A 15,820-nucleotide genomic window follows, 5' to 3' on the forward strand; every position below is an offset into this window, starting at 1 on the left:
AAATCACGTAATCTGGCCCGCTCCGTGGCTTGCAAACGTGCGTTGAACGCGTGGGCGGGAGACCCGCCCACCCTACTTTTAAAGCCATATATCTGATGAACGTCCAAGAGTACTACCAGCACGCCCTCACCGAGCGCGGCTTCACTAGCGATCCTGCCCAGCAGGCAGCGGTCGACCGCCTCCAGCAGGCGTACGACGACTGGGTCCAGTACAAGGCCCAGCGGTCGTCCGCTTTCAGGCGTCTCATCAACCGTCCGGACGTGCCGCGCGGCGTCTACATGTGGGGCGGGGTAGGGCGCGGCAAGTCCTTCCTGATGGACTCCTTCTATTCCGTGGTCCCGGTGGTGCGCAAGACGCGCCTGCACTTCCACGAATTCATGCGCGCCGTGCACGGCCAGCTCGATGAACTGAAAGGCGTGGCCGATCCGCTCGACGAAGTGGCCAAGCGCATCGCCAAAAAATACCGCCTGATCTGCTTCGACGAATTCCACGTCTCCGACATCGCCGACGCGATGATCCTGTACAACCTGCTGACGGCCCTGTTCAACAACGGTGTCAGTTTCGTGATGACCTCGAACTACGAGCCGTCCACGCTATATCCGGACGGCCTGCACCGCGACCGCATGCTGCCGACGATCGCGCTCCTGAAAGACAAGCTCGACGTCATCAACGTCGACGCCGGCAACGACTACCGCAAGCGCGCCATGGAGCAGGTCCAGGCCTATTACACGCCGATCAACGCCGCAGCGGACCAGATGCTGCGCGAGGCCTATGCGAAAGTCGCCGACACTGCCGACGAAAGCCCGATCGTGCACATCGAGAACCGCGAGATCCGCGCGCTGCGCCATGCGGGCGGCGTGATCTGGTTCGATTTCGCGACCCTCTGCGGCGGCCCGCGCTCGCAGAACGACTACCTGGAACTGGCCACGCGTTTCCACACCGTGATCCTGTCGGGCATACCGGCGATGTCGGCCGGCCAGTCGTCCGAAGCGCGCCGTTTTACCTGGCTGATCGACGTGTTCTACGACCACAAGGTCAAGCTCATCATGTCGGCCGCGGTCGAACCGGAGCAGCTCTACACGCAAGGCATGCTGGCGAACGAATTCCACCGCACCGTCTCGCGTATCATTGAGATGCAGTCGCGCGAATACATGCTCGCCGAACGGCGCGGCGCGGCCGACGCCATCGCTTGAAAAAAACAGGAAACGAGATGACCAGAGCACAGTCCACGTTGCGCCATGCCGGCGCCTTGACCATCGCGGCCTTGCTGGCCGCCTGCGGCACCCAGCGTCCCGCTGCGGTCAGCACGGTCGTTACGCCCAGCACCTCGGTAGCCCAGGCCGATGCGCGCCTGGCCGACGTCGCCCTTGAACGCGCGGCGATCGAGTCGCGCTTCGCCGAGCGCGAAGTGGTCTGCTACGGCAAATTCTTTGTGAATAACTGCCTCGACGAAGCGAAGGAACGGCGCCGCCTGGCGCTGACCGCCCAGCGCGCGATCGAGGTCGAAGCCGAATACTTCAAGCGCAAGAACACGGTCGAGGAGCGCGACAAGGCGATTGCCGCATCCGAAGCCAAGTTCCAGGCCGAGGAAGCCGCCGCCGCGGCCCAGCCGACTGCGCCGCCGAAGACCATCAGCCCGGTGCCGCCGCCGCGGCCATCTTCGGTACCCGGCCGCATCGCCAAGCGCGACGCGCGCGCCGCGCAAGAGGCGGCGGCAGAACCGGCGAATGCCGCGACCCGCGCCGCGAACGCCGCCGCTTTCGAGGAGCGCCGCCGCAAATCCGAAGAGCGCCAGCGTGAAGTAGCCAAGCGCAAGGCCGAACGCGAAGCCAAGCGCGCCGCCGACCAGGCCAAGAAGGACAAGGAAAAAGCCGGCGTGGTGCAACCGGCACCCGTTCCGGCGAAATAAGGCGGAGGGGGCATTGCGGCCAAGCGCCGCAATGCGGGCTTTACGGCCGGCCCGGCGCCGCCCCGAACACGCTCGTGCCTTCCGGCAGGGCCTTCACCAGCTTCACGATCGCCATCGAACAATTCCCCCCTTTGCCCTGGGACCGTTCCGACGCCTTGTTGATCAGCATCTCGGACGCCTGCCTTGGCGTCGAACGCGCCAGCGCCGCCCCCAGCTCCGCATCGGTGAAGAAATGCCACAAGCCGTCCGAGCAGAGCAGGAACTGGTCGCCCGGCGCCATGCCCATCTGCCAGCCGACCGTCACGAAGGGCTCCTTGCGGCTGTTGCCCAGCACGTTGAGCAGGAATTTCGAGCGCCGGTGATTGCGCGCCGCCTCCAGCGCCAACTTGTCGGTGCCGACCAGGTGCTCGATATACGCTTCGTCGTTGGTGCGCAGCACCGGCTCGCCATTTTCAAAGCGGTACAGGCGCGAATCGCCCACGTGCGCCCAGACCGCCTCGCCATGCGGGGAGAGCAGCAGGCCGACGAAACTGGCGTGGGCTTCCTCGCCGGTGGTGACGGCGTTCATCTTGATGACCAGGTGGGTCTCCTGCACGATCTCGCGCAGCAGCTCGGCCAGGCGCTCGGGGTTGGGCGTGTCGCCCGGCTTGAAGCTGTCGAAGACCTGCTTGGCCGTGTGCAGCACCTGTTCGGCGCCGGCCGGCCCATTCAGGCCATCGGACAAGATCGCCAGCACATGACCCGGCGCACGGGCGCCGGTGAGCACAGCGACCCGGTCGTTCTGGCGCGGACGGTTGCCGATGTGTTGCGCGGTTCCCGCTTCGATCTTGAAGAGATTCATAAACTTTGATGCTTTCCGTGGCTCAGAGGCCATTCTTTGTTGGCGGCAACCTCATGGTAGATTAAACTATGCACCGAGAAGCGCCCGTGTTGCAAGCCGTAAGCTCCATCCCGGACCAGCCGGCTCCCGCTGTTCCGCCTCCGCCCCACCTTCGTTGTTGAAAAACTCGTTTGGAACCGCCATCATGACCGATGTCCAAGACATCCAGCGCCGCATTATTGAACTCGACGTCGAACACCGCGACCTGGACGCAGTCATTGCCATGCTGACCGCGGACGGCCATGCCGACCAGCTCCAGCTGCGCCGCCTGAAAAAGCGTAAACTGCAGCTCAAAGACCATATCACCCTGCTGAAAATGCAACTCGTGCCGGACGTGCCGGCCTGATTGCCTTCGCACTCTAAAGCACCCATTTTGACCGATCACCTTCCCGTGCCCGGCGCCGCCGGCGCCGACCTGCCTGCCGACGACACTCCCCTGGCGCCGCCCGGCAAGTACGATGCCGAGCTCGAGCGCCTGTTCGGGTTCGGCGGCCCGCTCGCGCCCGCCGTCGGCACCTTCAAGCCGCGCGTGGCCCAGACCGAGATGGCGAAAGCCATCGCCACCGCCATCGACGGCCAGAAAGTCCTCATGGCCGAGGCCGGCACCGGCACCGGCAAGACCTTCGCCTATCTCGTGCCGGCGCTGCTCTGGGGTGGCAAGACCATCGTCTCGACCGGCACCAAGAACTTGCAGGACCAGCTGTTCCTGCGCGATATCCCGACCATCCGCAAGGCCCTGAAGGCCCCGGTCTCGGTGGCCTTGCTGAAAGGCCGCTCGAATTACGTCTGCCATTATCACCTCGAACGCACGCTGCAGAACGGTCGCCTGACTTCGCGCGACGACGTCGGCCACCTGCGCGAAATCTCGCGCTTCATCAAGATGACCACTTCCGGCGACAAGGCGGAACTGGCCAAGGTGCCGGAAACGGCCTCGGTCTGGAATCTTGTCACCTCCACGCGCGACAGCTGCATGGGCGCCGAGTGCCAGTACTACCAGGATTGCTTCGTGATGAAGGCGCGGCGGGAAGCGCAGCAGGCCGACGTGGTCGTGGTCAACCACCACCTGTTCTTCGCCGACGTCGCCCTGAAAGACACGGGCGTGGCCGAATTGCTGCCGTCCGCGAACACCATCATCTTCGACGAGGCGCACCAGCTGCCTGATACCGCGACGCTCTTCTTCGGCACCTCGGTCTCGACTTCGCAAGTGCTGGAACTGTGCCGCGACGTGCTGGCCGAGGGCCTGGCCCATGCGCGTGGTCCCGACTGGGCCAAGACCGTGACGGTCGTCGAAAAGGCCGCGCGCGACCTGCGCCTGACCTTCCCGGAAGGCGGCACGCGCATGTCGCTGCCGCAGGTACCGCCGACGTCCGCCTTTTTCCCGGCCGTGCAGACCCTGAAAGACGAACTCGATGGCCTGATCGACGTGCTGGAAGAACAGGCCCAGCGCGCCGAAACCCTGGAAGCCTGCCGCGTGCGCGCGGTCGAACTGAAAGCGGCCTACGACGCCTGGAAGGCTGACGCCAAGGGCAAGGTCGTCGAAGGCGACCAGGCCGTGCTCTGGGTCGAGGCGTTTAACTCTTCGCTCCAGCTGCACAAGACGCCGCTGTCGATCGCGCCGATCTTCTCGAACCAACGCGAAGGCACGCCGCGCACCTGGATCTTCACGTCGGCCACGCTGGCGGTGAAGAACGACTTCAAACATTTCGCCGACCAGATGGGCCTCACGGGCGAACCGGCCCTGACCTGGCCGAGCCCCTTCAATTACGCCGAGCAGGGCGTGCTCTACGTGCCGACCGGGATGCCGGAACCGAATTCGATGGGCTATACCGACGCTGTGGTCGACGCCGCGCTGCCGGTCATCGAAGCGGCCGGCGGGCGCACCTTCTTCCTGTGCACGACGATTCGCGCCGTGAACCGCGTGGCCGAACGCCTGCGCACCGAGTTCGCCGACCGCGGGCTCGACTACCCGCTGTTCGTGCAGGGCGAGCGCGGACGCACCGAGCTGCTCGACTCGTTCAGGAATGCCGGCAACGCCGTGCTGGTGGGCAGCCAGAGTTTCTGGGAAGGCGTCGACGTGCGCGGCGAGGCTTTATCGCTCGTCATCATCGACAAGCTGCCCTTCGCCCCGCCGGACGACCCGGTGCTGGCGGCGCGCATCGAGGTGATGGAAAAGCAGGGGATGAACGGCTTCATGCACCACCAGCTGCCGGAAGCGATCATCACCCTGAAGCAGGGCGCGGGACGTTTGATCCGCGACGTCGATGACCGGGGCGTGCTGATGATTTGCGATCCGCGCTTGATCAGCAAGCCGTATGGGCGCCGGATCTGGCAGAGTTTGCCGCCGTTCAAGCGGACCAGGTTGCAGGAAGAAGTACTGGCGTTTTTTAAGCCTCCAGCGGAATAGACCGTAGCGGCTTTGCCGCCCACGCGTTCAACGCACGTTCGCTAACCACGGAGCGGGCCGGGAGGCGTGATTTGAACGCGTGGGCGGCAAAGCCGCCCACCCTACATCCCTTCGTTTTACGGAACGATGACAACCTTGCCCGTCACCTTGCGCTCGGCCATGTCATTCAAGGCCTGCGCGGTCTCCGCCAGCGCATAGCGCTTCGACACCAGCGGCTTCAGTTTGCCCTCCGCCATCCACCCCAGCATCTCGCGCATCGCCGCCACATTCGCCTGCGGTTCGCGGCGCGCGAAATCGCCCCAGAACACGCCGACCACCGACGCGCTTTTCAGGAGCATCAGGTTCCACGGCAGCTTCGGGATTTCGCCCGCCGCAAAGCCGATCACCAGGTGGCGGCCGCGGTAGGCGATCGAGCGCAGCGCAGGCTCGCTGTAGGCGCCGCCGACCGGATCGTAGATCACGTCAGGGCCCTTACCACCGGTGGCCGCCTTGATCGCCTCGCGCAGGTCTTCCTTGCTGTAGTCGATCAGCACGTCCGCGCCATGCGCGCGGCACACTTCCAGCTTTTCCGCGTTCGATGCCGCCGCGATCACGCGTGCGCCGAGCGCCTTGCCGATCTCGATCGCCGCCAGTCCCACGCCGCCGGCCGCGCCCAGCACCAGCATCGTTTCGCCGGCTTTTAACTGGCCGCGGTCGACCACCGCGTGGTGCGAGGTGCCGTAGGTGAGGGTGATGGCGGCGGCGGTGTCGAAATCCATCCCGGGCGGCATCGGCATCAGGGCCGCTGCTGGTGCGAGCGCCTGCTGCGCAAAAGCCCCGGTCTGGGTGAAGCCGATCACGCGGTCGCCGACTTTCACGCCCTGCACGCCTTCGCCGAGCGCGCGCACCACGCCGGCGAACTCGTTGCCGGGCGTGAAGGGCAGCGGTGGGCGTACCTGGTACTTGCCTTGGACCGTGAGCACGTCGGGGAAATTCACCCCGGCCGCGCGCACGTCGACGGCAACCTGGCCCGGGCCCGGTTCGAGGTCGGGCAGGTCCTGCAGTTCCAGACTGTCCGGCGGACCCCATTGCTTGCAGACGATTGCTTTCATGTTCATCTCCTGTTGGTTTTATTCGGTGGCTAATTATGCCTCACAGAACGGGAATGCTGACAATGGCCCCGCGAGACGGACCCGTTTGTGCGCCCGCAAAATGAGGAGGGAACACGGCGCTAGAGTGATGGATGCGCAGGCGGGCCGGCGGCGTATTGATGAGGGGAATGCAATGGCGATTCGGTACGGCTGCTTCTTCAGTTACGCCCACGGAAAACATGCCTTGATGCAGCGCTTCAAGACCGCGCTGGCGGAGGCATTGCACTGCTATCTCGAGCCCTATTTCGACACCGAGGACGAACTCTTCGTCGATACCGAGCAGCTCGGCGGCGGAGACGACCTCGACCAGAAAATTGCGCGCGCGATGTGCGAGAGCGTGTGCATGGTCCTGATCTACACACCCAAATACGAAGCGCATGCCTACACGCGGCGCGAATACGAGGCGATGCGCCGCATCGAATCCGAGCGCAGCCAGTGGTACACGCTGCCCAGTCACCTGATCATTCCGGTGATCATGACCCAGCATCCCGACCGGCTGCCGCCGCAGATCGCGTCCTCGTCCTTTTACGTGGATTTTTCGCATTTCACGATGGCGACGGCCGACCTGAAATCCAACCCAGAATTCCTACCCGATATCGGCAAGATGGTGAAGCGGATCGCTACCCACTATCAGTACCAAAAAAAGTACATGCCGCCCGGGCATGACTGCAACCAATTCGTGCTCCCCGATGTCCCACCGGAGTGGCGTGCGGTCCCGGATCTCACTTTCCCGAAAAAATGAGGAGCTCCATGGAAATCAACCGTTTGACCCTGCCGCCGATTGGCGGCCCGGGCGAAGTCACCACCTTCTATAGTTTCGAAAGCGGCGCAGCGCGCAGCATCGCGCTGGCCGACAGCGCCGTCCTGCTGGCGGGGCGCCAGAATGCCACCACGCCGGTGCTGATGATCGACTGGGATACCGAGGCGCCCGGCCTGCACCACCTGTTTCCGACCCGCGACGAACGCTATGCGGGCCACGAGCATGCGCGTGGCGACGACAGCCGCGGGGCCGCAGCACGCAGCGGCGGCGCAGGCGGCGCGCGTGCGCTGCCGGCCCGGCACGACGCGGCGCGCAACGACATCCGTCCCGAGGCCGCCCGTCCAGGCCTGCTCGAATACTTCGAGGCCTGCCGCGAACAGCTCAAGGCGCTCGGGCGCACCGGCGGCGACGACCACGAGGAGCGCGCCCGCCTGGTGCTCGAAGCGATCGACTGGGAAGCCTATGTCGAACGCGTCGACCAGAGCCGCACGCTCTATTTGATGCGCGCCGGCTGCTTCGACGACAGCTTCGGCGAGCGCGCCGACCGCATGGACTGGGACGGCCTGTTCACCGCCTGCCCGGCCCTGTTCCGGGCCTTCGCGGCCCACCTGACGCGCCACTTCCGCCACGTCCTGATCGACTGCCGCGGCGGGCGCTCGGCGGCGGTGAGCGTCTGCACCACGCTGCTGCCCGACCGCCTGGTGGGCCTGTTCACACCGAACAGCCGCAGCCTCGAGGGCCTGGCCGGCGTCGTCACGCGCGCCATCGACTACCGCTGCAGCCACGAGGAAGCCCAGCGCCCGCTGCTGGTGTATCCGGTGCCCTGCGGCGTCGACGGCTTCGATCCCGAACGGCGCCTGCAGTGGCGCCGGGGCGACCCGAACAAGGGCATGCCCGGCTACCAGCCCCGGCTCGAACAACTGCTGCGCAACAGCTACGGCCTGGCCCAGCTCTCGCTCGACAGCTATTTCGACGAAGTCCAGCTGCACGGCGCACTGGCGGCCGGCGCCGCCCGGCACCTGGGCACCTTGCCCGAGCGCGACGGCGACCGCCTCTCGCAGACGCGCGCAATCGAGGCCTTGCTCGGCTGGGCCGCGGCGGGGCGCTTCCCGTGGCAGTCGCGCCTTGAAATCGACCTGCTCGACGCGGTCGAGGCCGCGCGGGCGCGCCTGGCCCTGGGCGAGCACCAGGGCAGCGCGCTGCCGGCCTTCGATCCAAATGCCGTGCTGCTGGCGCGCGAGCTGCTGCGCCTGGGCGAGCTGTACCTGCACGCGGGACGGGTCCCGGCGGCCTGCGACTGCTTCGCCGAAAGCACCGCGCTGCGCCAGCGCCTGCTGGGCGACGACCATCCCGATACGCGCGCCAGCCGGGCCGCGCTGGCGGCCCTGCTGCGCGACAGCGGCCGGCTGCGCGAGGCGCGCCAGCAGTACGAGGTGCTGCTCGAGCACAGCCTGGGCGTGGCCGGCGCCGACCATCCCGAAACCCTGGCCGCGCGCTCCGGGCTGGCCGCCACGCTGGCCAGGCTCGACGAGTTCGGCGCCGCGCTCGGCCTGCACGAGCTGGTGCTCGAGGCCTGCGAGCGCCTGTACGGGCCCGATCACATCGCCACCCTCGACGCGGTGGCCGGCCAGGCCCGCACCCTGGCGCTGCAGGGCGAGTATTCGCGCGCACGCATGCTCTACGAGCGCGTGCTCGAGGGGCGCCAGCGCGTGCTCGGCACCGAACACGAAGACACCCTGCGCTGCACCCAGCAGCTGGCCACGCTGCTGCGCGACATGGGCGACCTGGGCAACGCGCGCAAGCTCCAGGAAAGCGTGGTGCGGGTGCGCGAGCGCCAGGCCGGGCTCGATGCGGCGCTCACCTTGCAGGCGCGCGAGGCGCTGGCCGAGATCTTCGCCGCCCAGGGCGACCTGGGTGCGGTGCGCGACATGCAGCAGTCGCTCGCCACGGCGCGCGAGCGGCGCCTCGGCTCCGAGCATCCCGATACTTTGGGCGTGCTGCTGCGGCTGGCCTCCACCCTGAGCCAGCAGGGCGAGCTCGAAGAAGCGCGCCGCCTGCAGCAGCACGTGGTCAGCCTGCACGAGCGCCTGCGCGGCATGGACGACCAGGAAACCCTGCGCAGCAAGCAGATGCTGGCCCAGACCCTGTCGAGCCAGGGCAACAGCGCCGACGCGCGCCGCCTCGAGCAAAGCGTGGAGGAGGGCGGCCACCGCCTGAGGCAGCTGCGCGCGATGTCGGCCGGGCCCTATGACGGGCCGGGCGAGGCCGCGCCGGACGAAGCGCCGCACAGTGGCTTGCCGGGTGCGGCGGGGCAGGGCATGGGCCGGCACGCGGGCGCGCGGCCCGGGTCCGGCCAGCCGGCGCCGCACGAGCCGATCGAGCACAAGCTCGGGCAATTGCACAAGCTGCTGGAAGGGGGCAGGGCACGCGAAGCGCGCCAGCTGGCCGACAGCCTGCGCGAACTCATCCTGCGCCCGACGGTGGCCCAGCCGCTGCGCCGGCGCGGGGTGGCGCTGATCAAGCAGGTGTACCAGGACGACGGCGACAAGGATGCGCTGCTGGCCTTTGCCGAAGACGAGGTCGCCTCGCTCGAGGGGGCGCTGATCGAGGCGGCCGGCGGGCGTCCGCTGGCGCTGCGCTAGCGCCGTGACGGGTCCGCTTCGAAGCGTGCTTGCCTGATAACTCCGGGCCTGGCGGCGTCGCTTCACTGCAACGCCGCCACGCTTGGCCGAATTGGAACAGCGGGCGCCATGCCCCGTGGCCCAGAATTTATGTCCCCGGAATGCGCGTTAAAAGCGTTGCTTCAGGTAAAATCCCCGGATGCGAATTCTTATCAGTAACGACGACGGCTACCTCGCCCCAGGTATCAACGCCCTGGCGGAAGCCCTGGCGAGCATCGCCGAAATCATCGTGGTCGCGCCCGACAGCAATCGCTCGGGCGCGTCGAACTCGCTATCGCTCGACCGTCCGCTGACGGTCAACCGCGCCGCCAACGGTTTTTATTTTGTTAACGGCACGCCCACCGATTGCGTCCACATCGCCCTGACGGGCATGGGCGACGCGCTGCCCGACCTCGTGGTGTCCGGCATCAATAATGGCCAGAACATGGGCGACGACACCCTGTATTCCGGCACCGTCGCCGCCGCCACCGAAGCTTATCTGTTCGGCATTCCAGCCATTGCGTTTTCCCAGGTCAATCACGGCTGGGAGCACCTCGACGCCGCGGCCAAAGTGGCGCGCGACGTCGTCCAGCGCCGCTTCGACATGCTGCCCGCGCCGTATTTGCTGAACGTGAACATTCCGAACCTGCCTTACGAGGCGCTCGGACCCCTGACCCCGACCCGCCTCGGGCGCCGCCACCAGGCCGAACCCGTGATCCGCTCGCAGGATCCGCGCGGGCGCGAGATTTTCTGGATCGGCGCGCCGGGCGCCTGCCGCGACGCCGGCGAGGGCACCGATTTCCACGCCACCCTGCAGGGGCAAGTCTCGATTACGCCGCTCCAGGTGGACCTGACGCATAAAACGCAGCTGGCCTTGCTGGCCCAGGGACTCGCATGAACGACCGCAGCAAGGCGCCCGAGCGCAGCACCTTCCCCTTGCCGCTGTCGTCGGTCACCGGCGCCGGCGTGCGCAAACCCGGTGCGCCGGCGCCGGTCGCCACGCCCCAGACCGCCACCCGCAACGCGGCAGGCGCAGTCGGCGGCCCGCAGGCGCCCAGGGCGCCCCAGCCCGGCCCGAAGCTGCCCGGCTATGCGCCGTCCGCCACGCAGAGCGCGCCCACCGCGCAGCGTTCGGAGCTGATGGCCACCGAAGCGATCCGGCGCGCCATGGTGGCGCGCGTTGCAGCGCAGGGCGTGCGCGACCGGTTCGTGCTGGCGGCCCTGGAAGCCGTGCCGCGCCACCTCTTCATTGAGCCGGCGCTGTCGAGCCAGGCGTATATCGACGCCTCGCTGCCGATCGGCCACCACCAGACGATTTCCCAGCCCTATATCGTGGCGCGCATGATCGAAGCCATGCGCGAAGGCATGCCCGAGGGGAAAACCATGAACCGCGTCCTCGAAATCGGCACCGGCTGCGGCTACCAGGCCGCCGTGCTGGCGAAGGTCGCGCAAGACGTGTATTCGATCGAACGCATCAAGCCCCTGCACGAGCTGGCGAAGGCCAATCTGCGCTCCCTGCGCCTGTCCAACCTGCGTTTGCATTACGGAGATGGTATGCTCGGGCTCGCACAGGTTGCGCCATTCGACGGAATCATCCTCGCCGCGGCCGGGATGGAAGTGCCGCGCGCCCTCCTTGAACAGCTCGCCATCGGCGCGCGCCTGGTGGCCCCCGTCGGCGGCCAGGTCCAACATCTGCAGCGCATCACCCGCACCGGCAAGTCGGAGTGGACCAGCGAAACCCTGGAATCCTGCCATTTCGTGCCGCTGCGCCCGGGCACGGCTTGAGCGCTGCAAAGTACGTAATAAATATTAGATGAGAATGAATCAAACACCCCGTTTAGTCCTCCTGACGCTCACGCTCGGCCTGGTTGCCGGCTGCACCACCTCCTCCCGCCAGGCGCCGATCGTCGAGCGTCCCGTTGGTTCCTCGACCGCCAAAGCACGTCCGGCCCCTGCACGCACGGAAGAGCCGCGCCAGGACGCAAAAGGCACCTACACCGTGCGCCGCGGCGACACGCTGCTGCGCATTGCCTTCGACCACGGCCAGAGCTACCGCGACCTGGTGACCTGGAACAACCTGGCCGACCCGGACGACATCAAGGTGGGCCAGGTGCTGCGCGTGACCCCTGCTGAGCGCGCTGCCGGCACGGCCGTCGTGACCCAGCCGGTGCCGATGCCGCCGGACAGCCGTCCGTCCGTGCCGCGCAAGACCACGCCACGCGCTGACAAGAAAACCGTCGGCGAAGACATGGCCGAGGCGCCGCGCAGCGACAAGGCCGGCGAACGCGCCGAAACCGTTGCCGCCGCGGCCGCCACGACGCCTGCCGCCGCCGCTGCCGTGGCCGCGAACGGCTCGCGCGTGGGCACGACCGTGACCGCGCTTGACGACGAGAAATTGAGCTGGATGTGGCCGTCGGACGGGCGCATCATCGCCACTTTCGATGAGGGCAAGAACAAGGGAATCGACATCGCAGGGCGCGCGGGACAGCAAGTCATGGCGGCGGGCGCCGGCAAAGTAATGTACGCTGGTAGCGGAATCCGAGGTTATGGTAACCTCGTCATCGTCAAACACAGCAACAGCTTGCTGTCGGCATATGCCCACAACCGCGCGATCGTCGTCAAGGAAGGCGACAACGTGGCCAAGGGCCAGGTGATCGCTGAGATGGGCGACTCCGATGCCGAGACGGTGAAGCTGCATTTCGAAATTCGCCAGCAGGGTAAACCAGTCGATCCGTCGAGGTTCCTGCCCAGCCGTTAAAGAGGGCCAATGACGCTGCCACACTCCAGGGAAGACGAACTGCCTGACGAACTGGAGGGCGAGGGCGCGTCAGGTTACGATACCACCTCGGGGCGCGACGGTGCCGAGGGCGAAGCGCTGCTGCCCGGCGCCGTCGCCGAGGTCGACAGCGTCGACGAACTCAAGAAAGTACTTGCGGCCGAGCTCTCGACCGACACCACCCAGCATTACCTGAACCAGATCGGCACCCGGCCGCTCCTGACGGCCCAGCAGGAATCGCATTACGCGACCCTGGCCAAGGCGGGCGACTTCGACTCCCGCCAGAAGATGATCGAGCACAATCTGCGGCTCGTCGTCTCGATCGCCAAGCACTACATCAACCGCGGCGTCGTCCTGCTCGACCTGATCGAGGAGGGCAACATCGGCCTGATGCGCGCCATCGACAAGTTCGAACCCGAGCGCGGCTTCCGTTTTTCTACTTACGCCACCTGGTGGATTCGCCAGAGCATCGAGCGCGCCATCATGAACCAGGCGCGCACCGTGCGCTTGCCGGTGCACATGGTGCGCGAACTCAATGGCGTGCTGCGCGCCAAATACCACCTGGAAGCCCAGCACCACGACGGCAAGGATGCCAGCGTCGAGGACATCGCCAGCCTGGTCGGCCGTCCGCCGGAAGAGGTGCAGGACATCCTGGCCCTGTCCGAGCACGCCGCCTCGCTCGATGCGCCGCTCGACAACGACCCCGGCTCGAGCCTGATGGACATGCTGCCGGGCGAGATCGACGACGGCCCGGATGCGCGCGCCGAGCAGCACGAGATGACCGAACTGGTGCGCGACTGGCTCACGCGCCTGCCGGAAAAGCAGCGCTTGGTCGTGATGCGCCGCTTTGGCCTGGACAACGACGATCCGGCCACGCTCGAGACCCTGGCCGAGGAGATGGGCGTGACGCGCGAACGCGTGCGCCAGATCCAGCAGGAGGCGCTGGTCAAGCTCAAGCGGGCGATGGCGGCCCGTGGCGTGGTGCGCGATTCCTTGTTATGATGCCGCCGGTCTTGTGAGCTGATCAGGCGGGTTCTTTGCTGCTGCGGCCGGGCTTTTCGCCGCTGGCCCGCTGTCTGATCTGCTATCACCATGCACGCTTTCGCGTGGGCACGGAGTGCCCACCCTACGCCGTTCCGTTCCGTCTCGTCACCATGCACATGCAAGAAACTTTCATCGAAATTAAATCCCTCGACGCGGATGCGCGCGGTGTCGGCCACCTCGAGAACGAGGACGGCAGCCAGGGCAAGGTTGTCTTCGTCGAAGACGCGCTGCCGGGCGAGCGTGTCAGCTACGAGGTCAAGAAGAAAAAGAAGAACTGGGAAGCGGGGCGCATGCTCACCCTGCAGCGCGCCACGTCGATGCGGGTCGAGCCGCGCTGCGAGCATTTCGGCTATTGCGGCGGCTGCTCGATGCAGCACCTCGAGCCGACGGCGCAGGTGGCGATCAAGGGCCGCACGCTGGAAGACAACCTGTGGCATTTGTCGAAGGTGAAGGCGGAAAACATCATGCGCCCGATGGTCGGTCCGACCTGGGGCTACCGTTTCCGCGCGCGCCTGTCGGTGCGCTGGGTGGCCAAGAAGGGGACCGTGCTGGTGGGCTTTCACGAGCGCGCCTCGGCCCTGGTCGCCGATATCCGTTTCTGCCACATCCTGCCGCCCCACCTCGGTGCGATGCTGATGCCGCTGCGCGAACTGATCAAGGCGCTGTCGATCTACGACCAGGTGCCGCAGATCGAAGTGGCCGTCGGCGAAGAGAGCACGGTGCTGGTCTTGCGCATCATGGCGCCCCTGAAAGGGAAGGACGAGGAGCTGCTGAAAGCCTTTGCCGACCAGTGGGGCATCCAGTGGTGGCTGCAGACCAAGGGGCCGGAGACGGTGACGCCGTTCTACCCGCTCGGCAAAGACCTGTACTACACCTTGCCCGAGTTCGGCGTGCGCATGCCATTCAAGCCGACCGATTTCACCCAGGTGAACCACCAGATCAACCGCGCGCTGGTGCACAAGGCGCTTAGCCTGCTGGAAGTACAGCCGAACGAGCGCGTGGCGGACCTGTTCTGCGGCCTGGGCAACTTCACGCTGCCGCTGGCCACCCAGGCGCGCGAAGTGGTCGGTATCGAAGGCAGCAGCACCTTGACCACGCGCGCGCTGGAAAACGCGCAAGCGAACGGCTTGTCGGAAAAGACGACCTTCTACACGCGCAACCTGTTCGAAGCCACCGCCGCCGACCTGGTTGCGCTGGGCCGCTTCGACCGCATGCTGATCGACCCGCCGCGCGACGGCGCCATTGCGCTGGCCGAGGCCCTGGCCGAGCTGCGCGAAAGCGGGAAAGTGGAATACCTGCCGAAGCGTATCGTCTACGTCTCGTGCAGCCCCTCGACGTTGGCGCGCGACGCCGGCGTGCTGGTGCACCGCGCGGGGTACGTCATGAAGAAGGCGGGCGTGGTGAACATGTTCCCGCATACCTCGCACGTCGAGTCGATCGGCGTGTTCGAGTTGCAAGCTTAGGGCAGGGAATCACACAGCGCCAGACGCAAAAAAGCCGACCCGCGGGTCGGCTTTTTCGTTGGAGCAACTACCGGTCAGTCGTCGCCGCCGACGATGCCCAGCAGGCGCAGCAGGGCGGTGAAGACGTTGAACACATCGAGGTAGATCGCCAGGGTGGCGGTGATGTAGTTCGTTTCGCCGCCGTTCACGACACGCTGCACGTCGTACAGGATGAAGGCCGAGAAGACCGCAATCATCATCACCGAGATCACGATCGACAGGACCGACATCTGCAGGAAGATGTTGGCGACAATCGCCAGCAGGATCACGACCGCGCCGGCCGTCAGCCAGCTGCCCATGCCCGAGAAGTCGCGCTTGGTCGTGGTGGCGATGCTGGCCATCACGGCGAACACGACCGCGGTGCCGCCGAAGGCGGTCATGATCAGCGAGCCGCCGTTGCTGTATCCGAGGGTATGGCGCAGCAGCGGGGTGAGCATCAGGCCCATGAAGAAGGTGAAGCCGAGCAGCACGGCCACGCCGACCGCGGACTCCTTGGTCTTTTCGATCGCGTACATGAAGCCGAAGGCGATCGCCATGAAGAGGATGAAGCCCATGAAGCCGGACGGCATCGGGACGCCCATCGTCACGCCGACAAAAGCGCCGAGCACGGTCGGGATCATCGACAGCGCGAGCAGCCAGAAGGTGTTGCGCAGGACTTTGTTGCGCGTGACCTGGCCTACGGCCACGTCGTAAGCGGGTTGCTTTTGCAGGATGGGATTCATGTTGCCTCCGGTTGGATAAATAGTAATACCACT

General features: G+C 66.3%; 14 protein-coding genes. 11 read left to right on the forward strand and 3 right to left on the reverse strand.

Going from position 1 to position 15,820, the window contains the following annotated elements; translation table 11 throughout:
• The first annotated feature begins 95 nt into the window (after positions 1-95).
• The gene (zapE, locus tag NMB41_RS07905) at positions 96-1,193 is read left to right on the forward strand and encodes a cell division protein ZapE (RefSeq protein ID WP_494381922.1); all 1,098 of its coding nucleotides are present in this window, start codon (positions 96-98) and stop codon (positions 1,191-1,193) included.
• Positions 1,194-1,210: 17 nt separating this feature from the next.
• The gene (locus NMB41_RS07910; protein WP_494381923.1) at positions 1,211-1,909 is read left to right on the forward strand and encodes a hypothetical protein; all 699 of its coding nucleotides are present in this window, start codon (positions 1,211-1,213) and stop codon (positions 1,907-1,909) included.
• A 40-nt stretch (positions 1,910-1,949) separates the two neighbouring features.
• Here the strand turns inward: NMB41_RS07910 and NMB41_RS07915 are convergent, their stop codons facing one another.
• Positions 1,950-2,750, reverse strand: a complete 801-nt coding sequence (locus tag NMB41_RS07915; protein WP_494381924.1) for a PP2C family protein-serine/threonine phosphatase — start codon at positions 2,748-2,750, stop codon at positions 1,950-1,952.
• A gap of 184 nt (positions 2,751-2,934) precedes the next feature.
• On the opposite strand from NMB41_RS07915, the gene NMB41_RS07920 reads away from it, so the two are divergent.
• Together NMB41_RS07920 and yoaA are read left to right on the forward strand one after the other, a co-directional pair.
• Entirely contained in the window at positions 2,935-3,135 is a 201-nt protein-coding gene (locus tag NMB41_RS07920) for a YdcH family protein (protein ID WP_056333185.1), read from the forward strand.
• Positions 3,136-3,162: 27 nt separating this feature from the next.
• A complete protein-coding gene (gene yoaA / locus NMB41_RS07925; protein WP_494381925.1) occupies positions 3,163-5,193 on the forward strand; it encodes a DNA repair helicase YoaA in 2,031 nt (676 codons plus the stop codon).
• Positions 5,194-5,309: 116 nt separating this feature from the next.
• Here yoaA and NMB41_RS07930 read toward each other — a convergent pair whose 3' ends face one another.
• A complete protein-coding gene (locus NMB41_RS07930; protein ID WP_494381926.1) occupies positions 5,310-6,284 on the reverse strand; it encodes an NADPH:quinone oxidoreductase family protein in 975 nt (324 codons plus the stop codon).
• 172 nt (positions 6,285-6,456) lie between these two features.
• On the opposite strand from NMB41_RS07930, the gene NMB41_RS07935 reads away from it, so the two are divergent.
• The 7 genes from NMB41_RS07935 (at position 6,457) to rlmD (ending at position 15,026) form a co-directional block, all read left to right on the forward strand.
• Entirely contained in the window at positions 6,457-7,065 is a 609-nt protein-coding gene (locus NMB41_RS07935) for a toll/interleukin-1 receptor domain-containing protein (RefSeq protein ID WP_494382810.1), read from the forward strand.
• Positions 7,066-7,073: 8 nt separating this feature from the next.
• Positions 7,074-9,725 (forward strand): tetratricopeptide repeat protein, encoded by a 2,652-nt coding sequence (locus tag NMB41_RS07940; protein WP_494381927.1) that lies wholly within the window; start codon positions 7,074-7,076, stop codon positions 9,723-9,725.
• 178 nt (positions 9,726-9,903) lie between these two features.
• The gene (surE, locus tag NMB41_RS07945; RefSeq protein ID WP_494381928.1) at positions 9,904-10,641 is read left to right on the forward strand and encodes a 5'/3'-nucleotidase SurE; all 738 of its coding nucleotides are present in this window, start codon (positions 9,904-9,906) and stop codon (positions 10,639-10,641) included.
• Positions 10,638-11,528 carry a protein-L-isoaspartate(D-aspartate) O-methyltransferase gene (locus NMB41_RS07950; protein ID WP_494381929.1) on the forward strand — a complete coding sequence of 297 codons (891 nt, stop codon included), beginning with the start codon at positions 10,638-10,640 and terminating at the stop codon, positions 11,526-11,528. Before surE ends, NMB41_RS07950 begins: the two co-directional genes overlap by 4 nt.
• Before the next feature lie 34 nt (positions 11,529-11,562).
• Positions 11,563-12,501 carry a peptidoglycan DD-metalloendopeptidase family protein gene (locus NMB41_RS07955; RefSeq protein ID WP_494381930.1) on the forward strand — a complete coding sequence of 313 codons (939 nt, stop codon included), beginning with the start codon at positions 11,563-11,565 and terminating at the stop codon, positions 12,499-12,501.
• A gap of 9 nt (positions 12,502-12,510) precedes the next feature.
• Complete coding sequence (gene rpoS / locus NMB41_RS07960) at positions 12,511-13,521, forward strand: RNA polymerase sigma factor RpoS (RefSeq protein ID WP_494381931.1); 1,011 nt, start codon at positions 12,511-12,513, stop codon at positions 13,519-13,521.
• Between the two features lie 158 nt (positions 13,522-13,679).
• A complete protein-coding gene (rlmD, locus tag NMB41_RS07965; protein WP_494381932.1) occupies positions 13,680-15,026 on the forward strand; it encodes a 23S rRNA (uracil(1939)-C(5))-methyltransferase RlmD in 1,347 nt (448 codons plus the stop codon).
• A gap of 74 nt (positions 15,027-15,100) precedes the next feature.
• Here rlmD and NMB41_RS07970 read toward each other — a convergent pair whose 3' ends face one another.
• Positions 15,101-15,787, reverse strand: a complete 687-nt coding sequence (locus tag NMB41_RS07970) for a Bax inhibitor-1/YccA family protein (protein WP_494381933.1) — start codon at positions 15,785-15,787, stop codon at positions 15,101-15,103.
• Positions 15,788-15,820: the final 33 nt, after the last annotated feature.

The organism is Massilia sp. FBCC-B171, assembly GCF_059134155.1.

Bases quoted from the DNA above. Each gene is read 5' to 3' on its own strand.
- NMB41_RS07970 (WP_494381933.1), bottom strand. From the start codon at position 15,787: ATGAATCCCATCCTGCAAAAGCAACCCGCTTACGACGTGGCCGTAGGC.
- NMB41_RS07940 (WP_494381927.1), top strand. From the start codon at position 7,074: ATGGAAATCAACCGTTTGACCCTGCCGCCGATTGGCGGCCCGGGCGAA.
- NMB41_RS07935 (WP_494382810.1), top strand. From the start codon at position 6,457: ATGGCGATTCGGTACGGCTGCTTCTTCAGTTACGCCCACGGAAAACAT.
- NMB41_RS07915 (WP_494381924.1), bottom strand. From the start codon at position 2,750: ATGAATCTCTTCAAGATCGAAGCGGGAACCGCGCAACACATCGGCAAC.
- zapE (WP_494381922.1), top strand. From the start codon at position 96: ATGAACGTCCAAGAGTACTACCAGCACGCCCTCACCGAGCGCGGCTTC.
- NMB41_RS07910 (WP_494381923.1), top strand. From the start codon at position 1,211: ATGACCAGAGCACAGTCCACGTTGCGCCATGCCGGCGCCTTGACCATC.
- NMB41_RS07930 (WP_494381926.1), bottom strand. From the start codon at position 6,284: ATGAAAGCAATCGTCTGCAAGCAATGGGGTCCGCCGGACAGTCTGGAA.
- NMB41_RS07950 (WP_494381929.1), top strand. From the start codon at position 10,638: ATGAACGACCGCAGCAAGGCGCCCGAGCGCAGCACCTTCCCCTTGCCG.
- rpoS (WP_494381931.1), top strand. From the start codon at position 12,511: ATGACGCTGCCACACTCCAGGGAAGACGAACTGCCTGACGAACTGGAG.
- rlmD (WP_494381932.1), top strand. From the start codon at position 13,680: ATGCAAGAAACTTTCATCGAAATTAAATCCCTCGACGCGGATGCGCGC.
- NMB41_RS07955 (WP_494381930.1), top strand. From the start codon at position 11,563: ATGAATCAAACACCCCGTTTAGTCCTCCTGACGCTCACGCTCGGCCTG.
- NMB41_RS07920 (WP_056333185.1), top strand. From the start codon at position 2,935: ATGACCGATGTCCAAGACATCCAGCGCCGCATTATTGAACTCGACGTC.
- surE (WP_494381928.1), top strand. From the start codon at position 9,904: ATGCGAATTCTTATCAGTAACGACGACGGCTACCTCGCCCCAGGTATC.